Origin of the sequence: Shewanella sp. 10N.286.52.B9, from assembly GCF_002873635.1 — a bacterium.
Taxonomy (GTDB): Bacteria; Pseudomonadota; Gammaproteobacteria; order Enterobacterales; family Shewanellaceae; genus Shewanella.
Window position 1 is genome coordinate 39,858 of record NZ_MCTY01000047.1, and the last position, 19,463, is coordinate 59,320.

The 19,463-nt window shown below is 41.6% G+C and carries 19 protein-coding genes; 5 read left to right on the forward strand and 14 right to left on the reverse strand.

Annotation, left to right across the window (positions count from 1 at the left end):
- Positions 1-303: 303 nt before the first annotated feature.
- Both BCU91_RS03950 and BCU91_RS03955 read left to right on the forward strand, forming a co-directional pair.
- A complete protein-coding gene (locus tag BCU91_RS03950) occupies positions 304-669 on the forward strand; it encodes a cytoplasmic protein (RefSeq protein ID WP_102439515.1) in 366 nt (121 codons plus the stop codon).
- Between the two features lie 412 nt (positions 670-1,081).
- Positions 1,082-2,383: an NAD(P)/FAD-dependent oxidoreductase gene (locus BCU91_RS03955; protein ID WP_102530940.1), complete on the forward strand. Its 1,302-nt coding sequence runs from the start codon at positions 1,082-1,084 to the stop codon at positions 2,381-2,383.
- A 164-nt stretch (positions 2,384-2,547) separates the two neighbouring features.
- Here the strand turns inward: BCU91_RS03955 and BCU91_RS03960 are convergent, their stop codons facing one another.
- From BCU91_RS03960 to BCU91_RS20670, 5 genes are all read right to left on the reverse strand, one after another.
- Complete coding sequence (locus BCU91_RS03960; protein ID WP_076540291.1) at positions 2,548-2,916, reverse strand: hotdog domain-containing protein; 369 nt, start codon at positions 2,914-2,916, stop codon at positions 2,548-2,550.
- 257 nt (positions 2,917-3,173) lie between these two features.
- Positions 3,174-4,199: a low-specificity L-threonine aldolase gene (gene ltaE / locus BCU91_RS03965; RefSeq protein WP_102439513.1), complete on the reverse strand. Its 1,026-nt coding sequence runs from the start codon at positions 4,197-4,199 to the stop codon at positions 3,174-3,176.
- A gap of 88 nt (positions 4,200-4,287) precedes the next feature.
- Positions 4,288-4,872, reverse strand: a complete 585-nt coding sequence (gene tpx / locus BCU91_RS03970) for a thiol peroxidase (RefSeq protein ID WP_102439548.1) — start codon at positions 4,870-4,872, stop codon at positions 4,288-4,290.
- Positions 4,873-4,959: 87 nt separating this feature from the next.
- A complete protein-coding gene (locus tag BCU91_RS03975) occupies positions 4,960-5,784 on the reverse strand; it encodes a mechanosensitive ion channel domain-containing protein (protein WP_102439512.1) in 825 nt (274 codons plus the stop codon).
- Positions 5,785-5,809: 25 nt separating this feature from the next.
- Positions 5,810-6,307: an OmpA family protein gene (locus tag BCU91_RS20670; protein WP_277869331.1), complete on the reverse strand. Its 498-nt coding sequence runs from the start codon at positions 6,305-6,307 to the stop codon at positions 5,810-5,812.
- A 614-nt stretch (positions 6,308-6,921) separates the two neighbouring features.
- Here BCU91_RS20670 and BCU91_RS03985 point away from each other — a divergent pair.
- Positions 6,922-8,427: a peptide MFS transporter gene (locus BCU91_RS03985; RefSeq protein ID WP_102439510.1), complete on the forward strand. Its 1,506-nt coding sequence runs from the start codon at positions 6,922-6,924 to the stop codon at positions 8,425-8,427.
- Between the two features lie 113 nt (positions 8,428-8,540).
- Here the strand turns inward: BCU91_RS03985 and BCU91_RS03990 are convergent, their stop codons facing one another.
- Together BCU91_RS03990 and BCU91_RS03995 are read right to left on the reverse strand one after the other, a co-directional pair.
- Complete coding sequence (locus tag BCU91_RS03990) at positions 8,541-9,686, reverse strand: response regulator (RefSeq protein WP_102439509.1); 1,146 nt, start codon at positions 9,684-9,686, stop codon at positions 8,541-8,543.
- 51 nt (positions 9,687-9,737) lie between these two features.
- On the reverse strand, positions 9,738-10,475 hold the full coding sequence (locus tag BCU91_RS03995; RefSeq protein ID WP_241901018.1) for a VacJ family lipoprotein: 738 nt from the start codon (positions 10,473-10,475) through the stop codon (positions 9,738-9,740).
- Between the two features lie 487 nt (positions 10,476-10,962).
- Here BCU91_RS03995 and BCU91_RS04000 point away from each other — a divergent pair, with 487 nt between their 5' ends.
- Positions 10,963-12,762: a hypothetical protein gene (locus tag BCU91_RS04000; RefSeq protein ID WP_102530941.1), complete on the forward strand. Its 1,800-nt coding sequence runs from the start codon at positions 10,963-10,965 to the stop codon at positions 12,760-12,762.
- Positions 12,763-12,796: 34 nt separating this feature from the next.
- Positions 12,797-13,096 (forward strand): EscU/YscU/HrcU family type III secretion system export apparatus switch protein, encoded by a 300-nt coding sequence (locus BCU91_RS04005; protein ID WP_102439506.1) that lies wholly within the window; start codon positions 12,797-12,799, stop codon positions 13,094-13,096.
- A gap of 20 nt (positions 13,097-13,116) precedes the next feature.
- On the opposite strand, the gene BCU91_RS04010 is transcribed toward BCU91_RS04005, so the two are convergent.
- The 7 genes from BCU91_RS04010 to BCU91_RS04040 form a co-directional block, all read right to left on the reverse strand.
- Positions 13,117-13,515, reverse strand: coding sequence for a DUF2802 domain-containing protein (locus BCU91_RS04010; protein ID WP_102439505.1), 399 nt, complete (start codon positions 13,513-13,515; stop codon positions 13,117-13,119).
- Between the two features lie 89 nt (positions 13,516-13,604).
- A complete protein-coding gene (locus BCU91_RS04015; RefSeq protein ID WP_076540271.1) occupies positions 13,605-14,099 on the reverse strand; it encodes a chemotaxis protein CheW in 495 nt (164 codons plus the stop codon).
- Between the two features lie 8 nt (positions 14,100-14,107).
- Positions 14,108-15,190, reverse strand: coding sequence for a chemotaxis protein CheW (locus tag BCU91_RS04020; RefSeq protein WP_102439504.1), 1,083 nt, complete (start codon positions 15,188-15,190; stop codon positions 14,108-14,110).
- The gene (locus tag BCU91_RS04025; RefSeq protein ID WP_102439503.1) at positions 15,174-15,965 is read right to left on the reverse strand and encodes a ParA family protein; all 792 of its coding nucleotides are present in this window, start codon (positions 15,963-15,965) and stop codon (positions 15,174-15,176) included. Before BCU91_RS04025 ends, BCU91_RS04020 begins: the two co-directional genes overlap by 17 nt.
- Positions 15,966-16,038: 73 nt before the next feature.
- A complete protein-coding gene (locus BCU91_RS04030) occupies positions 16,039-16,443 on the reverse strand; it encodes a hypothetical protein (protein WP_241904030.1) in 405 nt (134 codons plus the stop codon).
- Positions 16,444-16,456: 13 nt separating this feature from the next.
- Positions 16,457-17,614 (reverse strand): chemotaxis response regulator protein-glutamate methylesterase, encoded by a 1,158-nt coding sequence (locus BCU91_RS04035; RefSeq protein WP_102439502.1) that lies wholly within the window; start codon positions 17,612-17,614, stop codon positions 16,457-16,459.
- Between the two features lie 23 nt (positions 17,615-17,637).
- A partial coding sequence (locus BCU91_RS04040; RefSeq protein WP_102530942.1) for a chemotaxis protein CheA occupies positions 17,638-19,463 on the reverse strand: 1,826 nt, incomplete at its 5' end.

Consider the following 19,463-nt stretch of genomic DNA (forward strand, 5'->3'; position numbering starts at 1 on the left):
GGCTCAAGCTGATCCGCGAATAAAGCCTGTCAATGGCTGGCATTCTCTACTAGAGAACAACCTGACTAAAACACAGCTTAAGACCAATAAAATTGCCATTAAGCTATTGAAATAGCGCCAGCCACAGCGCTAAAAATAATAGTCACACTTAAGTATTCTAACTACAAACTGATACTTTTATTTAATAAATAATACACTTACACACATAACTGTTAACCGCGTCTAACTTCTCAAAATAACCATTGACCTGCCTTAAAATAGGGGTCTATGATGAAGTTACATTCTTAAATAAGTAGGTAAGCTATGACTGCAATCACTCATGTGTATAACTACACAGTAAGATGTCCTCACTATAAAGAAAAAGATAAAACAGCTAGCTGGTTAAACCACATAGAAATCAACCAATCCTCAGAAATTGCACTAAACCGCATCACCAAATGGCACAATGCACCCGGTTCAAAATCATTTGAAAGCGGAAAGTTTGTCGTTAGAAAGTCGGACACCGACAACACTTATTACTCAATGCAAAGCAATCGCCTGTTAAATGATGCCCACGCTATGGTCACCTTTAAGATATTCCTCGATGATTGCTGCCAAGATGCAGATCCAGAGAAAATCATTGCCCATTTAGTCGAAGACTATAACAAGCGTCTTGCTAAAGCTCAGTAACGTTTCCAAGGATTACTGAATCACCGAAAAACGCTGTTATGTTTTTCGGTGACAATCTCAAATATTACCAAAGCCAATACGTGATCCAGTTAACACTATTCCAAACTAGTTAACCATCAGTTCACAGTTCCACACTCTTATTAAGACATCCCAGCTTTGTTTACTATATAAACTGCTTCTCATAATTTTTAACACGCTTTACGACTGCCTTTTAACGCTTCGATATGCTGCGTTCTTTTTTAATCTTATAAATTAACTCGCTTTACTCTGACTACCTTTACATGACAAGTGAGTTTGCAACGCTAAAGCGCATAATTTTTATAAGATTTTGTCGATTCTGTTCCTTGTCGTTAAAGCCATACCGATAAAAATATAACCGAATTATTTTAACTTCACTAAAGGAGCATCTTAGATGCAAGCAGTTCCGAATATCGTCATCGTTGGCGGCGGCGCAGGTGGCATGGAAATCGCCACTAAATTGGGTCATAAAGTTGGTAGAAAAGCCAAAGCAAAAGTCACACTCGTGGATTGTGCCGAAAGCCATGTGTGGAAACCACTGCTTCATGAAGTGGCTACTGGCGCCTTAGATATTGGCATTGATGCAATTAGCTACCGTGGCCACGCCTCAGCACATGGTTACCATTTTCAACAAGGTGCAATGATTGATATTAATCGTGATGATAAACATATTATTTTAGCGCCAATTAATGATGAAAACGGGGATGAACTCTTACCCGCTCGTCATATTCCTTATGACTATTTAGTGATTGCCATTGGCAGCGTAGCCAATGACTTTAATATTCCTGGCGTCAAAGAGCACAGCCTGTTTTTAGATAACACTGAACAAGCGATGCAAATTCGTAAGCTGTTATTAAATAAATTTATGCGCTATGCCAGTCATCATCAACTGGATGATAAAATTAAAATTGCTGTGGTAGGTGCAGGTGCGACTGGTGTGGAAATGTCGGCTGAAATGCACCATGCGGTAGAGCAACTCAGTGGCTTTGGCTATAAAATTGATACCAGTTTGCTGGAAGTTTCCCTCATTGAAGCTGATGAGCGCATTTTACCTAAAGTCGGCAAAGTAGAAATTTCTGACTCAGTGACCCGTGAACTCAAGCAATTGGGAGTGAAGGTCATGACAAACACCCGCATTACACAAGTGACACCAGAAGGCTTATCGACAACAGATAACACCTTGATCCCTGCAGATATGGTTATATGGTCAACAGGTGTTAAAGCACCAAACTTTTTAAATAATATTGGTGGTCTTGAAAGCAATCATATTAACCAAGTGATGGTGAAGCAAAATATGCAAACCACCCTAGACCCCTCAATCTTCTCTATTGGCGATTGTACAGCTTGCCCACAAGCTGATGGCAGCTGGGTACCTCCACGAGGCCAGTCAGCAAGACAAATGGCATTAATGACAGCTGATAACATTATGTTGATGCTTGCTGGCAAAGATCCTAAAAATGAATACGTTTACAAAGATTTAGGTTCGCTGGTGAACCTGTCGAAGTTCCACACTGTCGGTAACCTAATGTCATTTATGGGTGGCGGGGTTTTGGTTGAGGGTAAAATTGCCCGTTTTGTTTACACCTCACTTTATCGTCGTCACTTAATTGAGCTGCACGGTGTGGTGAAAGGCACCTTAATGATGCTGGCAAAAGGGATCAGCCGCATTATTCATCCGCATCTTAAATTACACTAAAGTGGAATTAGGCGCTTAAGCACTAACTGATAAAGATAAAACATTAACCTTGCCAGCTTTAGATCAATTAAAGCTGGCAAGGTTAACGCCAGTGAACGACTCTATTGGGGCTAGTTTGCTAAACACTTACCTTTACCGGTACTCGCAATGATTAAACCATCCCCTTAGGCGGCATTCGCTCTAATGCCATGAGGGATCGGTAAACCTCTTTCATTAATGTTCACAAACACAATTTTATCGATATAAGCAATCGGTGCATTGCTAAGGCTATTTCTCACTTTACATCTTAATGTAATAGAACTTTGCCCTAAGCTAATGGCTTCCATACCAAACTCAATCACATCACCCATTTTAGCGGGACTCATAAAATTAATTTCTGACACTAACTTAGCCATTAGCTGCTTACTGTGCATTTGACAGCGGGCAAATATCGACGCTTCTTGATTAAGCCACATCAGTAGCTGGCCACAACATAGACTTTGTTCTGCATTTAAATTTACTGGTTTTACAATATGACGGCCTAAATATTCCATAATATTGCTCCTTGAATTACTATACCACTTTATAGGTAGCAACTTTAAAGCCAACTCTTCAAGCTGTTGAAATAATTGGAAATTATAAAACCATGATATAAATATGGTCTCTTAACTGCGCCATAATATTACAACCTCAGTACTTGCTTGCACCAAAAAAAAGCACCTCTTGGCAGAAGTGCTTTTAAAGACAATCAATAACTGATTGAGCGCTCATTTATGGGTGCCACATTTGAGCTAAGACAGTTTTATCTGGATTATTTATTATTCAGCTGGACAATTATTTGCTTCAAGGTAGTGATAAAAGTCACAATATCCTGCCGGCTAATATCTTTGTGGGTCACCAAGCGTAATGACGATGACGGACTGATAATGATGCCCTTTTGCGCCAATAGTAAAGCGAGATGCTTGACATCATATGCCTTATCTAAAGATGCAAACACCATATTAGTTTGAACTAAATTGATATCCACTGAAAACTCAGGCATTTCAGATAACAGCTGTGCTAAAAGCGCGGCATTATCATGATCTTCTGCCAACCTATCCACTTGCTCGGTAATAGCCAATTGGGCTGCTGCTGCAATAATACCCGCTTGCCTCATACCGCCACCGAGCACTTTACGCCAGCGTATAGCTTTTTGTATTAAGCGCTCATCCCCAAGCAATATTGAACCTATTGGCGCAGCTAAGCCCTTTGATAAGCAAATTGAAACCGAATCAAAATACTGAGTAATCTCACTAATGGGTATATTTTGTGCCACTGCAGCATTCGCTACGCGCGCGCCATCTAAGTGGATTTTTAAATTATGATTAAAGGCTAATGCTTGGGCATCAGCAAGGTATTTCTGCGGTAACACCTTACCACCAATGGTATTTTCAAGGCTCAATAAACGAGTATGCGCAAAATGAATATCATTAGGCTTAATAGCAGCTTCAATATCTGCAAGTAAAATTGAACCGTCTGGCTGATTGTTTAACGGTTGCGGTTGAATACTGCCCAGTACTGCTGCCCCGCCACCTTCAAATTTATAATTATGAGCCTGTTGACCACAAAGGTACTCATCACCTCGCTCACAATGTGCCATTAAGGCCAATAAATTAGCTTGAGTACCAGAACTAACAAACAAAGCACTATCAAAGCCATATAAGTCAGCAGCCATATCTTGTAAATGGTTTACCGTGGGATCATCACCATAAACATCATCGCCAACCTCGGCATTCGCCATGGCTTTACGCATGGCATCTGTGGGTTTTGTTACCGTATCACTGCGAAAATCAATCATATCCACTCTCAATAAACTGGCGCGAGTACTGTTTCTAGTACTGTAAAATTAGCTTATTCTACCCCAGTTATTCGTGCTTAAGCTTGTGCTAGTCGGCAGAAATTTTATTTAATGCCGATAATGCGGCGTCGTAATCTGGATGATTAGCCACCTCAGCTACAAGTTCTTTATATTTGAGTGTTCCGTTCGTATCAATAATCAAAATAGCTCTCGCAAGTAAACCGCGGTCTTTGATCAGTAAACCATATTTATGACCAAAATCTCGCCATACAGCATCTGATAGCACTGTTATTTTATCCACTTGCTCTGCCTGACAAAAACGCTTTTGAGCAAAAGGTAAATCGGTGCTAATAGTTAACATCACCACATTGTCGTTGTATTGACTGACTGATTTATTAAATCGCTTAGTCTGCAACGCACAGACCCCAGTATCTAAGCTAGGCACAGCACTAATTAATACGGTTTTTCCTTTAAAGTCAGCCAGGCTTATGGGCTCGAATATCTCATTAACAAGGGTAAAGTCAGGCGCTTGAGTATTAACGCTTAATTGCTGGCCTACTAACTCCATCGGCTTACCGCCCATAGTAATTGTCGTCACTTCACTGCCAACACTGACATTAGGCAAGGTAAGTGCAATAACCACTGCGACTGAAGATAGAATATTATTGTACATTTTTAACCTCACGAAATCATTGCGATAAAATGGCCATAAAAAAGCCAGCATAATAGCTGGCTTTGTGAACAAAATGCACTAAATAGGCTATTTAGCTGGCATTTCTTTTAAATGTAAATCCATTTGTGGGAATGGAATTTCAATAGCTGCAGCATCTAGCGCATTCTTAATCTGTTCTAGTAACTCAAAATGAGCTGGCCAGTAATCGGCAGTGTTAACCCATGGACGAACCACGAAGTTAATAGAACAATCTGCTAGTTCACCTAGTGCAACAGTGTATGCAGGATCTTTAAGAACATATTGATTATTGTCTAACACAGAAGAGATAACTTTCTTGGTTGCTGCGATATCTGAGGTGTAACCCACACCGATAACTAAATCAACTCGACGTGTTTCTTTAGTTGAGTAATTAATAATAGTGCCATCCATCATCGCTGAGTTTGGAGCAATAATGGTCTTGTTATCGCCAGTACGAAGTTTAGTTGAGAAAATAGTTATTTCTTCAATCACTCCCGCTACACCAGCGGCTTCAACAAAATCACCTACACGACAAGGGCGGAAGATAACCATCAACACACCTGCGGCAAAATTTGACAATGAACCTTGCAGCGCTAAACCTACAGCTAAACCTGCAGCACCCAATACAGCGACTAGTGATGCTGTTTGTACGCCAATTTGACCTAAGGTTGCGATAATCGTAAATACAAATACCACGCCCCAAACCAAATTACCGACAAATGATGCTACGGTTTCATCAATTTTACGGCCCAGTAATAGTTTTGTAGTTAATTTCTTAGCTACGTTAGATAGATATTTACCTACGATAAATATCAAAATGGCCATCACAACTTTTAATCCATAAGTGATTAAAAATTCAGGCGCTTGTGCCATCAAACTCTCGATGCTTTCCATGGTTTACTCCCTTTATTAATAATAATTATTCAAACTTGAATTCAACGCGTCTATTTTTTTGCCTACCTAGCGCGGTACGATTTGTTGATATGGGAGCCAAACTCCCCATACCACTAACTTCTATTACATCGGCATCAATCGCAAACTGCTCGACCAAAATATCTTTAACTGATTGGGCTCTTTTTACTGACAAACTGGCGTTTAATTGCTCACTACCAATGTTGTCGGTGTGACCTAGTAAAGAAATACTGACAAGCTTATTGTCCTTAATGAGCTGGTGCGCCCGCTCAATACTGGGTAATTGCGACCTTAACACCCGAGACTGGCCAAAATTAAAATATATCGGGCTGACGCTCACTAAGCCCAAACTTTGCTGGCAACCGTTGGCAAGTACAGCTGTATTAATCTGTGTATTGGGACAGGCATCTTTTTTATCTGGTACGCCATCAAGATCACTATCAACCCAAGCAAGCACTGAACTGCTAAAAACTAAGCTGCATAAACAAACAAGTTGTCGATACAAGATCCTGCCTCCGCCATCAAAGTCAGTTAATTACACTCAATGGCCAGACACTTAATATGCAATAAAACTAAAAATTGTTTTTTTGACACTAAAATCCAATGAGTTACATTTTATATACTTGTTAAAAATTTGCAAAGCGTTTACACAATTAAAACAAGTATAGATTCTATTTGTCAGCCCGCTAACCGACCTCATACTAAATAATCGTCACAAATTCTGTTATCCGTTGTTATGGTGACTTTAATAGCATTTGCCAGCTAAAAGCTTGCCAACTAGCACCAAAAAAACAACAAAGGTATCTTTGCAAGCGGTTAAAAACTGATTCAACGTCTACATTTACAAACGCTGATCGCCCATGGCCATTGACTTTTACGGCTTATAAGATGTATATAAGGGTAGCTTTTTAAGGTTTTAATCCTTAAAACTTTAAAATGACAACATTTACTATAATAAATAAACAACAAAGTGGTTAAATTTATAGCAACTAAGTTGAAACGCGACAGAATGTTATTCTGAAAATATCAATACGTTGAACATAATCACAATTGCAAACAACAATTTCTGTGGCGACAGTGGTCCCGCAGGCAAATCACAAGCTTAAGGTGGAAGACTTAATGAGCAATGCAAAACCACAGGGGACCATGCTTGGTCATCCCAAGGGGCTTTTCCTGCTGTTTACAACAGAACTATGGGAAAGATTCAGTTATTACGCGATGCGTGCCATTTTGGTGCTCTATCTGGTCGATAAAGTTGAGTCTAATGGTGGTAGTGGTCTTGGTTGGACTCAAGCAGACGCACTTTCTCTTTATGGAACATTTACCGGTTTAGTGTACTTAACCCCGCTCATTGGCGGATGGTTAGCGGATAATATTTTAGGCCAACGTAAAGCGATTTATATTGGCGGCTTCTTAATGGCTGCAGGTCAATTTACCCTAGCAGCACCACATAGCTGGATGCCAGGTCTAGAAACAACCATGTTTTACATTGGCCTAGGCACCTTGATTATTGGTAACGGTCTATTTAAGCCAAACATCTCAACTATGGTTGGTGACTTATATGAAGAAGGCGATCACCGTCGTGATGGTGCATTTACTATCTTCTATATGGGTATTAACGTTGGTGCGGCATTATCAGGTTTCATTGTGGCATGGGCATACACCCAATTTGGCCATAGCATTGTTATTGACGGCAAAGAAGTATTTGTTAACAACTGGCAAGCAGGTTTCTTCTGTGCGGGTATTGGTATGGTTGCGTCATTAATCATCCAATTCCTATTCGCGCAAAAGCTACTTGGAGATATCGGTACGGTTCCTGCCGCTAAACTTGAAAAGCAAAAAAATGAAGCTAAAGGTGAAACACGTAAAGAGCCTTTAACTAAAGTTGAACGTGATCGCATTAAAGTGATCATGGTAATGGGTTTATTCACGGTTATTTTCTGGGCAGGCTTTGAGCAAGCTGGCGGATTAATGAACTTATTCACTAACAACTTTACCGATCGTATGATTGGTGGTTGGGAAGTTCCAACGACTTATTTCCAATCACTTAATGCTATCTTTATCGTTGTTTTTGCCCCTGTTATTGCGTCTATTTGGATCCGCTTAGGTAAAAACGAACCTAACTCACCAGTTAAATTTGCATTAGGTTTAGTATTACTGGGTATTGGTTTCCTATTCATGATCGGTGCTGTACTTGAAATGGGCGGCGACGCAAACGCTAAGTCAAGCATGTGGTGGTTAGTCGGTGCATACTTCTTCCACACCATGGGTGAATTATGTTTGTCACCAATTGGCTTATCAATGGTCACTAAATTGGCTCCACTGCGTATCGCATCATTAATGATGGGTGCTTGGTTCCTATTTATCGCAGCGGCTAACAAAATTGGTGGCTTAGTAGGTTCATTAATTGGTCACGGCGGTGATGTGGAAGATCAACTTGCCAATGCAATGTCTATTTTTGCTGGTATTGCGATCACAGCAGGTATCTCAGCGGTTATCTTATACTTCATGGCTGACAAGCTAGTTGATTGGATGCACGGCGCTGAAGGTCACAACGAAACTGAAGAGCAAGCGTTAACTGAAGAAATTGCAGTGACGGCTGAACATGAAGCAATAAAGCATTAATACTTAGCTTTAGTGCATCATGAATTAAAAAACCTCGCCATTTGCGAGGTTTTTATTTCAGCTTTATTTATCCAATACTGTGTTTATGACGTGGGCAGCTTGCATTTAATCTATTACAGCTTAAGAGCTAACTCCATAAAGCCGCCAGCGGCTAGCGCTTCATCATAGAACAAGCCATTAAATTGGTTATTCAGTAATCGAGCTCGATGATTTGCATCACTGCTGACAATACAGATCTTTTCTTCTGGCAGTAAACTCCTAAACTGCATACTAGGCTTATTCCACTCATCTGAGCCTAGTTGTCGTGAAGGTGAAATCGCCAATGGTGCTAAACCGTTATTATTACGTAAATAGCAACGCAGTCCGCTACCAGCTTGGCCAATCGCAACTCTGAAGTGTTCAAGCTCAACACACACATACACCATATCCACATACAAGTTCAGGCCTGAAGTCACCATACGCTCATTCAAGTAGCTCAGCATATTGTAAGGCTCGATTAAGGTATTACTGACGCCATTACGGTATTGTTTTAATTTTTGGTTAACAAAGCTTCGCATTAATACACAGCCGAATGCGGCGCGATTATCTTCAGGATAAAAATGCGCCATGTACATCATTAAATGCTTATCTCCCACCATAGTGGAATCGATAAAATAAGCACTTACATCACTATTTTTACACAAGCTATAGTGAACATCGGCGTTAGGGTAACCAATATTTGAGGTAGGAAACAATTGCTGCTGCACACTCTTAGCTGCTTCAGCACTGCTTTCCAGTAGGCTAAAGTTATCAGCTAATTCTTGATATGATAAATCTTCGCTCATCTTAGCGGCAGAGTTGATAACTGCATGGCTGTCATTAAAATCAAGCTTATCGGACTGAGCCTGCGGCGCTATAGCTTGTTCAATGGCTTGCTGGATGATAAAAAGATCAGAAACGGGTTTGACTAAGTAATCGCTGGCGCCATAGCGCAAAGCTTCCACGACATCAGCCATCACATTATTACCTGATATGACAATTGAAGGGACTGAAGGGTTTAACTCGATTATCTGTTTAAGCATACCAAGGCCCCCTAAGCGTGGCATGCTTAAATCAGCAATGACGATATCAACAGGCTGTGCTTGAAAGGCTTTGACGCCCTCTTCACCATTTTCTGCTTCAAAAACCACAGCGCCTTGCTGAGTTAAAAAGTCAGCGACTAACTGCCTAAAAACTGCATCATCTTCAACTAATAACACGGCGACATTGGTTAATGCCATAAAACCACCCCGATAGCACTGCTGTCGAAGAAGCCTCATCGTTCAGCAATATCACTCAAGCTCTAATAAATATTCTTCTAGTAATTCATCATCATCTTGTTTGACTGGCACGTTGCCATCATAAACTTTGTAATCCATATATTGAAAATAGGCTTCTTTGACAAATGTGTATGGATCAAGTGCATTATCTAATAGACGTTCTTGATCGATGGCTGATGCTCGTGAGTCGAGGTTTTTCAAGCCCCACTTAAGGACTGACTGCCATAACAAGAACTCTGACAAAGGAAAGTATAGACTATCAACCCAATCTGAGGCGAGTTCCCTTGTCACATAAGGACCAAAAAAAGGCGCCATAAAATAAGGGCCGTTTGGCACGCCGTAATAACCTAACACTTCATTGAAGGCATCTTGTTTGCGGGTCATGCCCATCATGTCTGCCACATCAATCACCCCAAAAAGTCCTAGAGTGGTATTAACGGTAAATCGGCCACCAGCATTGGCTGCCCAGCCCCACTTACCTTGTAATGCGTTATTCACTAACGAACTTGGTTCTTCAAAGTTACGCACAAAATTATTAACCCCAGACTTTACTGGTGTTGGCAAATAATCATTATATCCATGGGCTATAGGGCGGAAAAAATGACGATCAAGATAGTGGTAATTAAAATCCCACATGGCACGGTTAAATCCCTCTATGGGATCGCGAGGATCATCATAGATGACTTCGACATCAGGCTTGTTTGCCTGCTGAATAGGTTCGGCTTTTAATGAAAAGACACTGCAAGCCATCAATAAAGAAAGCAACAACAATTTATACTTCATACATCTCTCTTTCGGGACAATTCAATACTGAAATACTCTGAGTTAAGGCTCTATTTCAGTCGCGCTAGATTACAAATTCAACTTGTATTCACTTACCAGTAAAGCTTACAGATTAACTCTAGCAAAGATTTACATTGAAGATTAAAGCAAAGGACTATCAAGTCGATACAGTCTGTATAACCTATTCTGTGTAACGCTATTTAAGTTAGCCAAATAAACTTTTAAGATTTCATTTACAGTATTAATTGCGCGAATTTATCACTGTTGATAGTCAAAAATACTACAACTACAACTACAACACCTATAGTCAACAATTACGGCTAAGGATACTCAAGGAGTGTAGGAGATCAACGCTTAAATTGTAATAGAACATATTTAAAGGTGATAGTTAGGTAATGGTTTCGTAAATTGTTACGTAAATAGCAATAAACAACTTGAGTGACGATAAAAAAATATGACACAAGGCTTAATCACAGCAAGACTGGCGACAACTGAAGCCTCAAAAATGCGCCACAATTTAACCAGCGCGAATATCGCTAAACCAGCAAGCTTAGTGCCTGTTACGCTGCCATCTTCAATACGGTCATCATCGACAACACAATCATCATCGACACCGCTATTATCAGCTACAAACCAAGCGTCTACAGCCTGCTCATCATCTATACCCCAGTTATCTCAAGATACCAAAAACCATGCCGCGGTTACCTTTGCCGTCGCGAATAAAACATTTCAATTTTCAGCCTGCCATCAAATACAGCAAATCCTGCGTTCTGGTGGGCAGTTAATGTTAAACAATGACACGATAAAGCAATTAACTAAGCTCACTGGTACCGCATCTCATAAACAGGCCACAACGAGCAGTCTCACCAATAAGCAGTTAGTGCTAGTCGCACCTGCGATACAAACTAAGCTGCCTATTGAGCTGCTAAAACTGGCACAAAGCAATAATATTTCATCACCGCAATTATTGGCCTTGGCCGCCAGAGCACAAGGTTACCCGCTACCTGTGGTTGAAATAAAACATAATCACTTGCGCTTTAATACCGGGGCTGAGATTTCAGTGTCAGCATCAGCAAAATTGCCTCAAGGCCAACACCTTGCTCATATCAACCAAGTGGCTGGGAAACCGCTGTTAACATTAACCCCAATATTGCATGTTGCGACTGCTGATTTGTTTGCGATTGACACCAATAGCCACAATGACAACAATCACAATAAGTTAAAGGCGATCTCAGAACATATTGTGGTAAGAAAAGATGAACCGGCCCAATTACTGAGTCAGCTATTAAAAAAGCTTGAGCAACTACCTTTAAGAGCCAGTGTTGAAACCACGGTGACCAATGTAAAACCACCTCAGCAACAGGTAAACTCGCATCAACACGCTGCAAGCTCAACTGTGGCTCAAGTAAACAAAAGCCCCGTTGAAGTACTGAAACAAAATTTACATAAAGCTGGCGCAATGCCACTTAAAAAGGCTTGCAGCAATAATGCAACTAATACCCTTGTCAGTGCTTTATTAGCATTACTGCCGAGCTTAAATCCACGGCCATTAACCCAACTTGCAGATCAAAGCTTATTAAAACAAGAGCTACTGAGCTTAACCAGCTTAAATCTGGCCAATACGCAGCAGCTACCCAATACAGCATTAACAGCTGGGGCAATTAGCGCACTATTTCAGTTGCTCATTGGCTTTAAACGCCAAGGCGCTCACACCCAGCTGAGCCCGTCATTGCAGCACTACCTTGATAAACTGCAGCAAAAAGTACTCAACAACACTGACCAAAGCCAATTGCTTTTAAGTGCCTTAGATAAAGCCCGCAGCGTCGAGTTCTTAGGCAAACTAGCCACTAGCTTTGGCGGATACCAACAAGCGAGTAGCGACGCTAATCAGCATCTCGCTTGGTATATAGCGCTGCCTTACTCCATTGGCCCACGAAAAGAGCAATTAGAGGGCAAGTTTGAACGGGGCTCTTCTAATGATAACAGCGCGATAACAAGTTGGCGGTTGCAATTAAAATTTAATCTGGCTCAGGGGGCTTTATTGGTTAATGCCCATAAGATAGGAGATTTTCTTGATGTTAAATTTACCAGTGAAAATCAAAGCCTGTTAGATAAAGTGAGTGATTTTCAAGCGCTATTAAGCATAAAAATAAATCAGGCAGGCTTTGTCGCGCGAGAGTTCACCACGGTAATTGATAATGTACCCGCAACCTTATTACCAGGCGATCATTATCTAGTAAAAACCAATGCTTAATATGCACTTTAAGACGTGAAATTAGGAGCAAATAATGACTAAAATTAAGAAAGCGGTCGCGCTAAGCTTTGATGGCATTAGCGCGCCAACGGTCACCGCCACAGGCAAAGATTTAGTCGCTGAAGAGATAATAGCACTAGCAAAAGATGCTGGCGTCTATATCCATCAAGATGAGAATTTAAGTGAATTTTTACAGTTATTAGCACTCGGTGAACAAGTGCCCCAAGAGCTCTACACCTTAATCGCCGAGCTCATTGCATTTGTGTATATGTTAGATGGTAAATTTCCAGAGCAATGGGATAACTTACATCAAAAAATCATTGAACAAGCTTAGCGCTTTCGCAAAATGACGAGCTACTTTTTATGTAAACGGATAATTAATTCCGCTTCTGCTTTAGGTAGTTCACACTCATTAATCAGCTCTTCCACTCCAGCACCTAACCCCACCATTTTTAATGCTCTAGAGTATAATTTAGATTGTGGGTCTTGCTGACTTGCCTCTTCTAGGCGCTGTGATTGTTTAGTTAATTTTTGCTCTAACTCTAAAACACGCTTACCAACACCGATAGTGCCACTGCGTAATTCCTGCAGCTCTCGTTTAACGGTTTCTCGCTGGCGATCATTTTCTTTTACCAACACAGTTAATGCATCTACTTTGCTTTGCAGCTTGCTGGCTCTTTTTGAAAAAAACATCGCTATTGCGGCACAAGTGACAACATAAATAACAATAGTGATAAGCAATTCTTGCGACATTCATACTTCCTGATAAGACTGATTTTTGTCATTAAAACACAAAAGCCAGCAAATAATAATGCTGGCTTTAGTTGAAACGCAAAAAACGCTTATAACTGAGTTATTTCTGCCCACTCATCGTCAGATAGTAACTTATCAAGGTCGACTAAAATCAATAACTCATTATCTCGGTTACTGACTCCCTGAATGAATTTAGCACTTTCTTCAGTGCCGACATTCGGGGCATTATCGATTTCAGAGCGGCGTAGGTAAACCACTTCGGCAACGCTATCAACCAAAATACCAATCACTTGCTTTTCTGCTTCAATGATGACTATTCGCGATGAGTCATCAACTTCTGCAGCATCAAGGCCAAAGCGTGAACGAGTATCTATCACAGTGACGACATTGCCACGTAAATTAATGATACCAAGCACATACATAGGCGCACCGGGAACGGGGGCAATTTCGGTATAACGTAATACTTCTTGAACTTGCATGACGTTGATACCATAAGTTTCGTTATCTAACTTAAAAGTAACCCACTGTAAAACTACATCTTCTTTACCTGCAGCAACCGCTGCTACATTTCTTGAATCTGTCATAAATAACCTCAGACAATCGAATCTTGACAACCTAATCCTGCATCTAGCATTTCAATGAGCGCTTGCACATTTAAAATGCCACACATTTGTTCTTTTACTACGCCGGCAAGCCATGGACGCTTACCCGCTTTTTCACGCCAATTGACATGAGATTTATTAATTTTTACCGCGTTAACTAAGGATTCACATGCCAGTCCCCAGTCACTGTTTTCAAGCATGACGATATACTGATAATCAATAGATTGCGCCATTTCGGTGGTGTACTTTTCTGGCATCACCCAGCGGCAACTATCTACAACATTCACCTTTTGATCTCGACGAGTTTGTACCCCTAAAAACCATTTGGGGCGCCCTATCAGGTGATTAATATGTTCAATTTTTACGATACCGCCCAAACTCACCAATGGCACCGCAAGCGTCAAGCCTGCCACATTGAAAAATAACACCTGAAATTCATCATCTAAAACATCTTGTAAATCTGTGGTGATACTTGGCGGAATCGATGCTAATTCAGCTTTAGCGGGCGACTGACTGACGTCGATAACCGCGGTTTCAACATAAGCTCGCTTATGATTATCTATATCGGCTGAGATTTGAGAATCTTTATTATCCACTACGGATAATTTCGCGGCCTGTGCTGCAGGTTGAGCTATTGGCAGCTTTGCCTGTTGCACCGTACCTTTAAGTACTTGCTTTACCTCAAGTGGAGATTCAACACATTGTTCTGAAGTTGTTGATACTGGTGCTGAGACTACCGCCAATAATTTAGATAAGGCATTTTTATCCACTTGCGGCTCAGCAAATGACGAACTTAAAGATTCACCCAGCGTCGCGACCGTTTGCAAGCGAAGACTTGGAGCCGCCAACTTAGTTGTGGCATGTAAATATTTATCTTCACTATTGTGCAGGGAGCCTTCATAAATTTCTGCAACCTCTGTACTGCTAGTAGAGTCTGTGTGTTGAGCGACTTGTAGTCTGCTGATTGAAGTCTGTTTATTGCAGCTTGTAGCAGCATCTAAAGCCTTATCAGAAGGCTCTTGTAATAATACTGAGAAGAAATCAAAAACAGTTTCATCAACCGATTTTGACATGAGTTAACTCCCTAGACATTAAAAAATCCAGTAAGCGATTATAGGCTTTCATCCCACGGCTGCTGGGCATATGATGGGATAGTGGCACATGGGCTAAACTGGCATCTCTAAATTTAGTATCCACAGGAATAACATCAGGCCATAAAGTTTCTGGATAGCTTAGCTGCAAGGATTGTAACGCTACAGGTGACGCTTTAGTGCGCCGATCATACATGGTTGCTAAAATGGTAAAGCTGTAATCTGTTTTCTTTGAACGCCCCATTAGCGCCATGGTTTTCACCATTCGCTCTAAGCCTTTTATGGCCAAAAACTCAGTTTGAACTGGAATGATTATATGTTCACTTGCCGCCAGAGCATTAACCATTAACACCCCTAAAATAGGCGGGCAATCAATGATAGCAATATCATATTTGTCATCTAGCAAGGCTAATAGGTTACGTAAAACCAGTCCCATCCCTTCTTGATGTCCCAAAGCTCTATCTAATGTGGCTAGCGCCATTGAGGCAGGAATAAGATCTAAACCATCAATTGAGGTCGGCACAATATGCTTTTCAACATCCGCTAAAGATAACGGCTTATGCGCCAAAAAAATATCGTAAAGTGAACTGGGGATTTGCTCAGAATCAATCCCTAAATAATAACCTAGCGATGCATGAGGGTCTGTATCAATCATCAATACCCTTTGACCACGCTTAATTAACGCGCCAGCAAGGCTGGCAACCGTAGTTGTTTTACCTACGCCGCCTTTTTGATTTGCGATTGTCCAAACTTTCAAATGACGCCTCACAGCTTTATTATTGTTATTATTCAATTGATTATTAACTGACTACACTAGATTACAATCTGCTCTAAAGTGAGTCTGATTCACGGGTGGTTATCCTGATCCCACCATGGGGTAAGGGGATTACTTTTACCCCTTGAGCGTTTTCAAGCGTTTGTATATTCTGCTGTTCCTGTGGCTGAAAGTGCTGGTTATTTTCAGCTGTCGTTCCAGGCCCTAGGCTTAATGTTACCGCTTCACCATTCGCCGCCTTTTGCACTAATGCTTTGGTGGGTTCTGGATGTTTTCCAAGCCAAGCAGCAATGTCCGCTGCCTGCTCATCAGGCACCATTAACAACACTTGCGATGCTTTTAGTTGCGCAACTTGTTGAGACAATTCGCGGTTAGTTTTTGCCGCCTCAAAATATAATCCTGCCAGCGTAATAACCGCGATAATCAATAAAAACACCACTGACATTTGTTGGGTGTTCATTGCCTTGTTGACCTTAGCCACGGGCCGTCTCTTTGATAATGGACTCCGCCATACTGTCGATAGCAATGGAATGAGTTGATAAACCTGCTACGGTAACCGCTTGCGGCATACCATACACCACACAACTAGCTTCATCTTGTGCCCAAATCGTTGCTCCAGCGGCTTTCAGCATTCTGGCGCCTTCTCTGCCATCTGCGCCCATACCGGTAAGTACAACCGCTAATACATCACCGCCAAATACTTTTGAGGCTGATGCAAAGGTAATATCCACACTGGGTTTGTAGTTCATCTCGGCATTACCGGCGATAACTTTTAAACGTCCAAATGAACCACTTCGCTCCACCATCAATTGCATGCCACCTGGGGCTAAATAAGCACAACCGGGTTGCAGTACATCCCCATTTTGCGCTTCTTTTACCGTAATCTGACATAAGCTATTTAAGCGACTGGCAAAAGCAGGCGTAAACGCAGCCGGCATGTGCTGAATAAGTAATATTGGGTGTGGGTAATTTGCAGGAAATGCCGTTAAGACTTTTTGCAGTGCAACAGGCCCACCCGTTGAAGTGCCTATCAGCAAGGCTTTATATTTTTTACCGCTCGCTCTAATGGCGCTGGCAGAACACACGTTTTGGGCGCTACTGGCCTGTGAATTATTCGCTTGCGAGCGATTATTTAAGGCCGGTTTCGATGCTAATGTGGTTCTCAAGCTTGCAGGGTTAGCTGCATCTGCTGCATTTCGAGCTGTAACCGTTCTTGGTAATGGCTTATATAATCGTCTTCTGCCTAAGGTTTTAACCCTTAGTTGCAGTAGCTTAATGGCCTCTTCTTTTTTAGAGGCTATATCTTCAAAGCGTTTCGGTAAAAAATCCAATGCGCCGGCATCAAGCGCATCAAGCGTCGCTTTAGCGCCATCATGGGTTAAAGACGAAAACATCAGTATCGGTGTTGGGTTAGTTGCCATTATTTTACGCACAGCAGTAATGCCGTCCATCACTGGCATCTCGATATCCATGGTGATGACTTGTGGCTTTAATTTCTCAGCCATGTCGATGGCTTCTTGGCCATTGACTGCAACACCCACCACTTCGAGGTCGTCATCTTGATTCACTATTTCGCTGACTCGACGTCTAAAGAAACTTGAATCATCAACAACTAAAACTTTGGTAGCCATTTCATTCCTTATCAATTGGAATTTTATCTTTTACTTTTGGCGTAATATTTTAATAAACCCGGTACATCAAGGATCAATGCAATACCTCCATCGGAGGTAATTGTTGCCCCTGCCATACCCGGCGTACCTTGCAGCATACTGCCTAAAGGCTTAATCACAACTTCTTCTTGACCGATTAATGCATCAACCACAAAACCAATTTGCATGGTTCCAAGTTGCACAATCACTACATGGCCTTGCTTTTTATCGCCATGAGTAAGCGTGGTCTTGTTGCGATGTAACCATTGCTCTAAATAAAACAGTGGCACGGCTTTATCGCGCACTATGACGGTGAGCTGACCATCGACAACATTAGTTTTAGTTAAATCGAGGTGGAAAATTTCATTAACGCTTGAAAGCGGTAAGGCAAACACCTGCTTAGCAACATCCACCATTAATGTGGGCATAATCGCTAATGTCAGTGGCACTTTAATTTCTAAAATGGTGCCTTGGCCTTTTACCGAATCAATATGCACTGTGCCGTTTAATTGGCTGATGCGGGTTTTCACCACGTCCATTCCAACGCCGCGGCCTGAAATATCTGAAATTTCAACTTTGGTTGAAAAACCTGGGGCAAAAATTAAGTTATAAGCTTCATTATCAGTCATTCTTGCGGCTGATTCTTCGTCTAGAACCCCGCGGCTAATGGCGATTTCTTTTAGCTTATCGGCATCCATCCCTGCGCCATCATCTTCAATTTTAAGAAGAATATGGTCGCCTTCTTGGCTTGCAGAAAGAGTTATCGTACCGGTTCTTGGTTTGCCATTAGCTTCGCGAGTAATAGGCATTTCAATGCCATGATCAACCGAGTTACGTACTAAATGGACTAATGGATCTGCCAGTGCTTCAACTAGATTTTTATCAAGATCGGTATCTTCACCTACCATGATTAAATCAATTTCTTTATTCAGTGTTCTGGCTAAATCGCGAACCACTCTTGGGAAGCGGCCAAATACTTTCTTAATTGGCTGCATGCGGGTCTTCATTACCGCGCCTTGTAGATCGGCAGTAACCAGATCTAAATTGGCAAGTGCTTTCGACATTTCTTCATCATCGCGAGAAATACCTAAACTCACTAAGCGGTTTCGTACCAGCACCAGCTCACCAACCATATTCATAATTTGGTCAAGGCGCGAAGTATCAACCCTTACGGTGGTTTCACCCTGTGGCATGGCACCTTGGGTTTTAGCAGGTTCTGCTTTTTTTACTGGCGCGGCAGCTTTAGTGGCTGGCACTGGTTTTGTGTCTGTCGCACTTGGCTGTGCTGGCGCAGCTGTGTTTGAGACGGCTTTTGATGGCGCAATATCTGCGGGCATTGAAACGGGAGTTGCAGGAGTTGCGGGAGTAACTGCTGAAGGCGCTAGGCTAACAGCCTGAGGAGCGGCACCTTTACCATGTAATTCGTCTAATAACTTTTCGAACTCATCGTCGGTAATATCATCGCCATCAACAATTGGATCTTGTTCTATTACCGCAGGTTTTACTTCTGCAATTGGGGTACTCGCGGCTTTAAAACTACCAGCGCCGTGCAATTCATCCAGTAAGGCTTCAAACTCATCATCACTGATTTCATCACTGGCAACAGCAGTGTCACCATTAGCGACTGAAGCACTCGAGGTATCATCAATAAGGTCTTTTGTTGAATTAGAGGTAGGACTGTTTCCTGCGCCATGAAGTGCATCGAGTAAGGCTTCAAATTCACTCTCGTCGATATCATCAATAGAGCCCACTGATGCTTCAGAGTCTTCAGCAATCGGCTCAACTTCAGCTAAAGTCTCTTCAATTAAAGTCTCTTCAATTAAAGCCTCTT

Bases quoted from the DNA above. Each gene is read 5' to 3' on its own strand.
- tpx (WP_102439548.1), bottom strand. From the start codon at position 4,872: ATGTACAATAATATTCTATCTTCAGTCGCAGTGGTTATTGCACTTACC.
- BCU91_RS03985 (WP_102439510.1), top strand. From the start codon at position 6,922: ATGAGCAATGCAAAACCACAGGGGACCATGCTTGGTCATCCCAAGGGG.
- BCU91_RS04005 (WP_102439506.1), top strand. From the start codon at position 12,797: ATGACTAAAATTAAGAAAGCGGTCGCGCTAAGCTTTGATGGCATTAGC.
- BCU91_RS04030 (WP_241904030.1), bottom strand. From the start codon at position 16,443: ATGAACACCCAACAAATGTCAGTGGTGTTTTTATTGATTATCGCGGTT.
- BCU91_RS03995 (WP_241901018.1), bottom strand. From the start codon at position 10,475: ATGGCTTGCAGTGTCTTTTCATTAAAAGCCGAACCTATTCAGCAGGCA.
- BCU91_RS03960 (WP_076540291.1), bottom strand. From the start codon at position 2,916: ATGGAATATTTAGGCCGTCATATTGTAAAACCAGTAAATTTAAATGCA.
- ltaE (WP_102439513.1), bottom strand. From the start codon at position 4,199: ATGATTGATTTTCGCAGTGATACGGTAACAAAACCCACAGATGCCATG.
- BCU91_RS04035 (WP_102439502.1), bottom strand. From the start codon at position 17,614: ATGGCTACCAAAGTTTTAGTTGTTGATGATTCAAGTTTCTTTAGACGT.
- BCU91_RS04010 (WP_102439505.1), bottom strand. From the start codon at position 13,515: ATGTCGCAAGAATTGCTTATCACTATTGTTATTTATGTTGTCACTTGT.
- BCU91_RS03950 (WP_102439515.1), top strand. From the start codon at position 304: ATGACTGCAATCACTCATGTGTATAACTACACAGTAAGATGTCCTCAC.
- BCU91_RS04000 (WP_102530941.1), top strand. From the start codon at position 10,963: ATGACACAAGGCTTAATCACAGCAAGACTGGCGACAACTGAAGCCTCA.
- BCU91_RS03955 (WP_102530940.1), top strand. From the start codon at position 1,082: ATGCAAGCAGTTCCGAATATCGTCATCGTTGGCGGCGGCGCAGGTGGC.
- BCU91_RS03990 (WP_102439509.1), bottom strand. From the start codon at position 9,686: ATGGCATTAACCAATGTCGCCGTGTTATTAGTTGAAGATGATGCAGTT.
- BCU91_RS03975 (WP_102439512.1), bottom strand. From the start codon at position 5,784: ATGGAAAGCATCGAGAGTTTGATGGCACAAGCGCCTGAATTTTTAATC.
- BCU91_RS04015 (WP_076540271.1), bottom strand. From the start codon at position 14,099: ATGACAGATTCAAGAAATGTAGCAGCGGTTGCTGCAGGTAAAGAAGAT.
- BCU91_RS04020 (WP_102439504.1), bottom strand. From the start codon at position 15,190: ATGTCAAAATCGGTTGATGAAACTGTTTTTGATTTCTTCTCAGTATTA.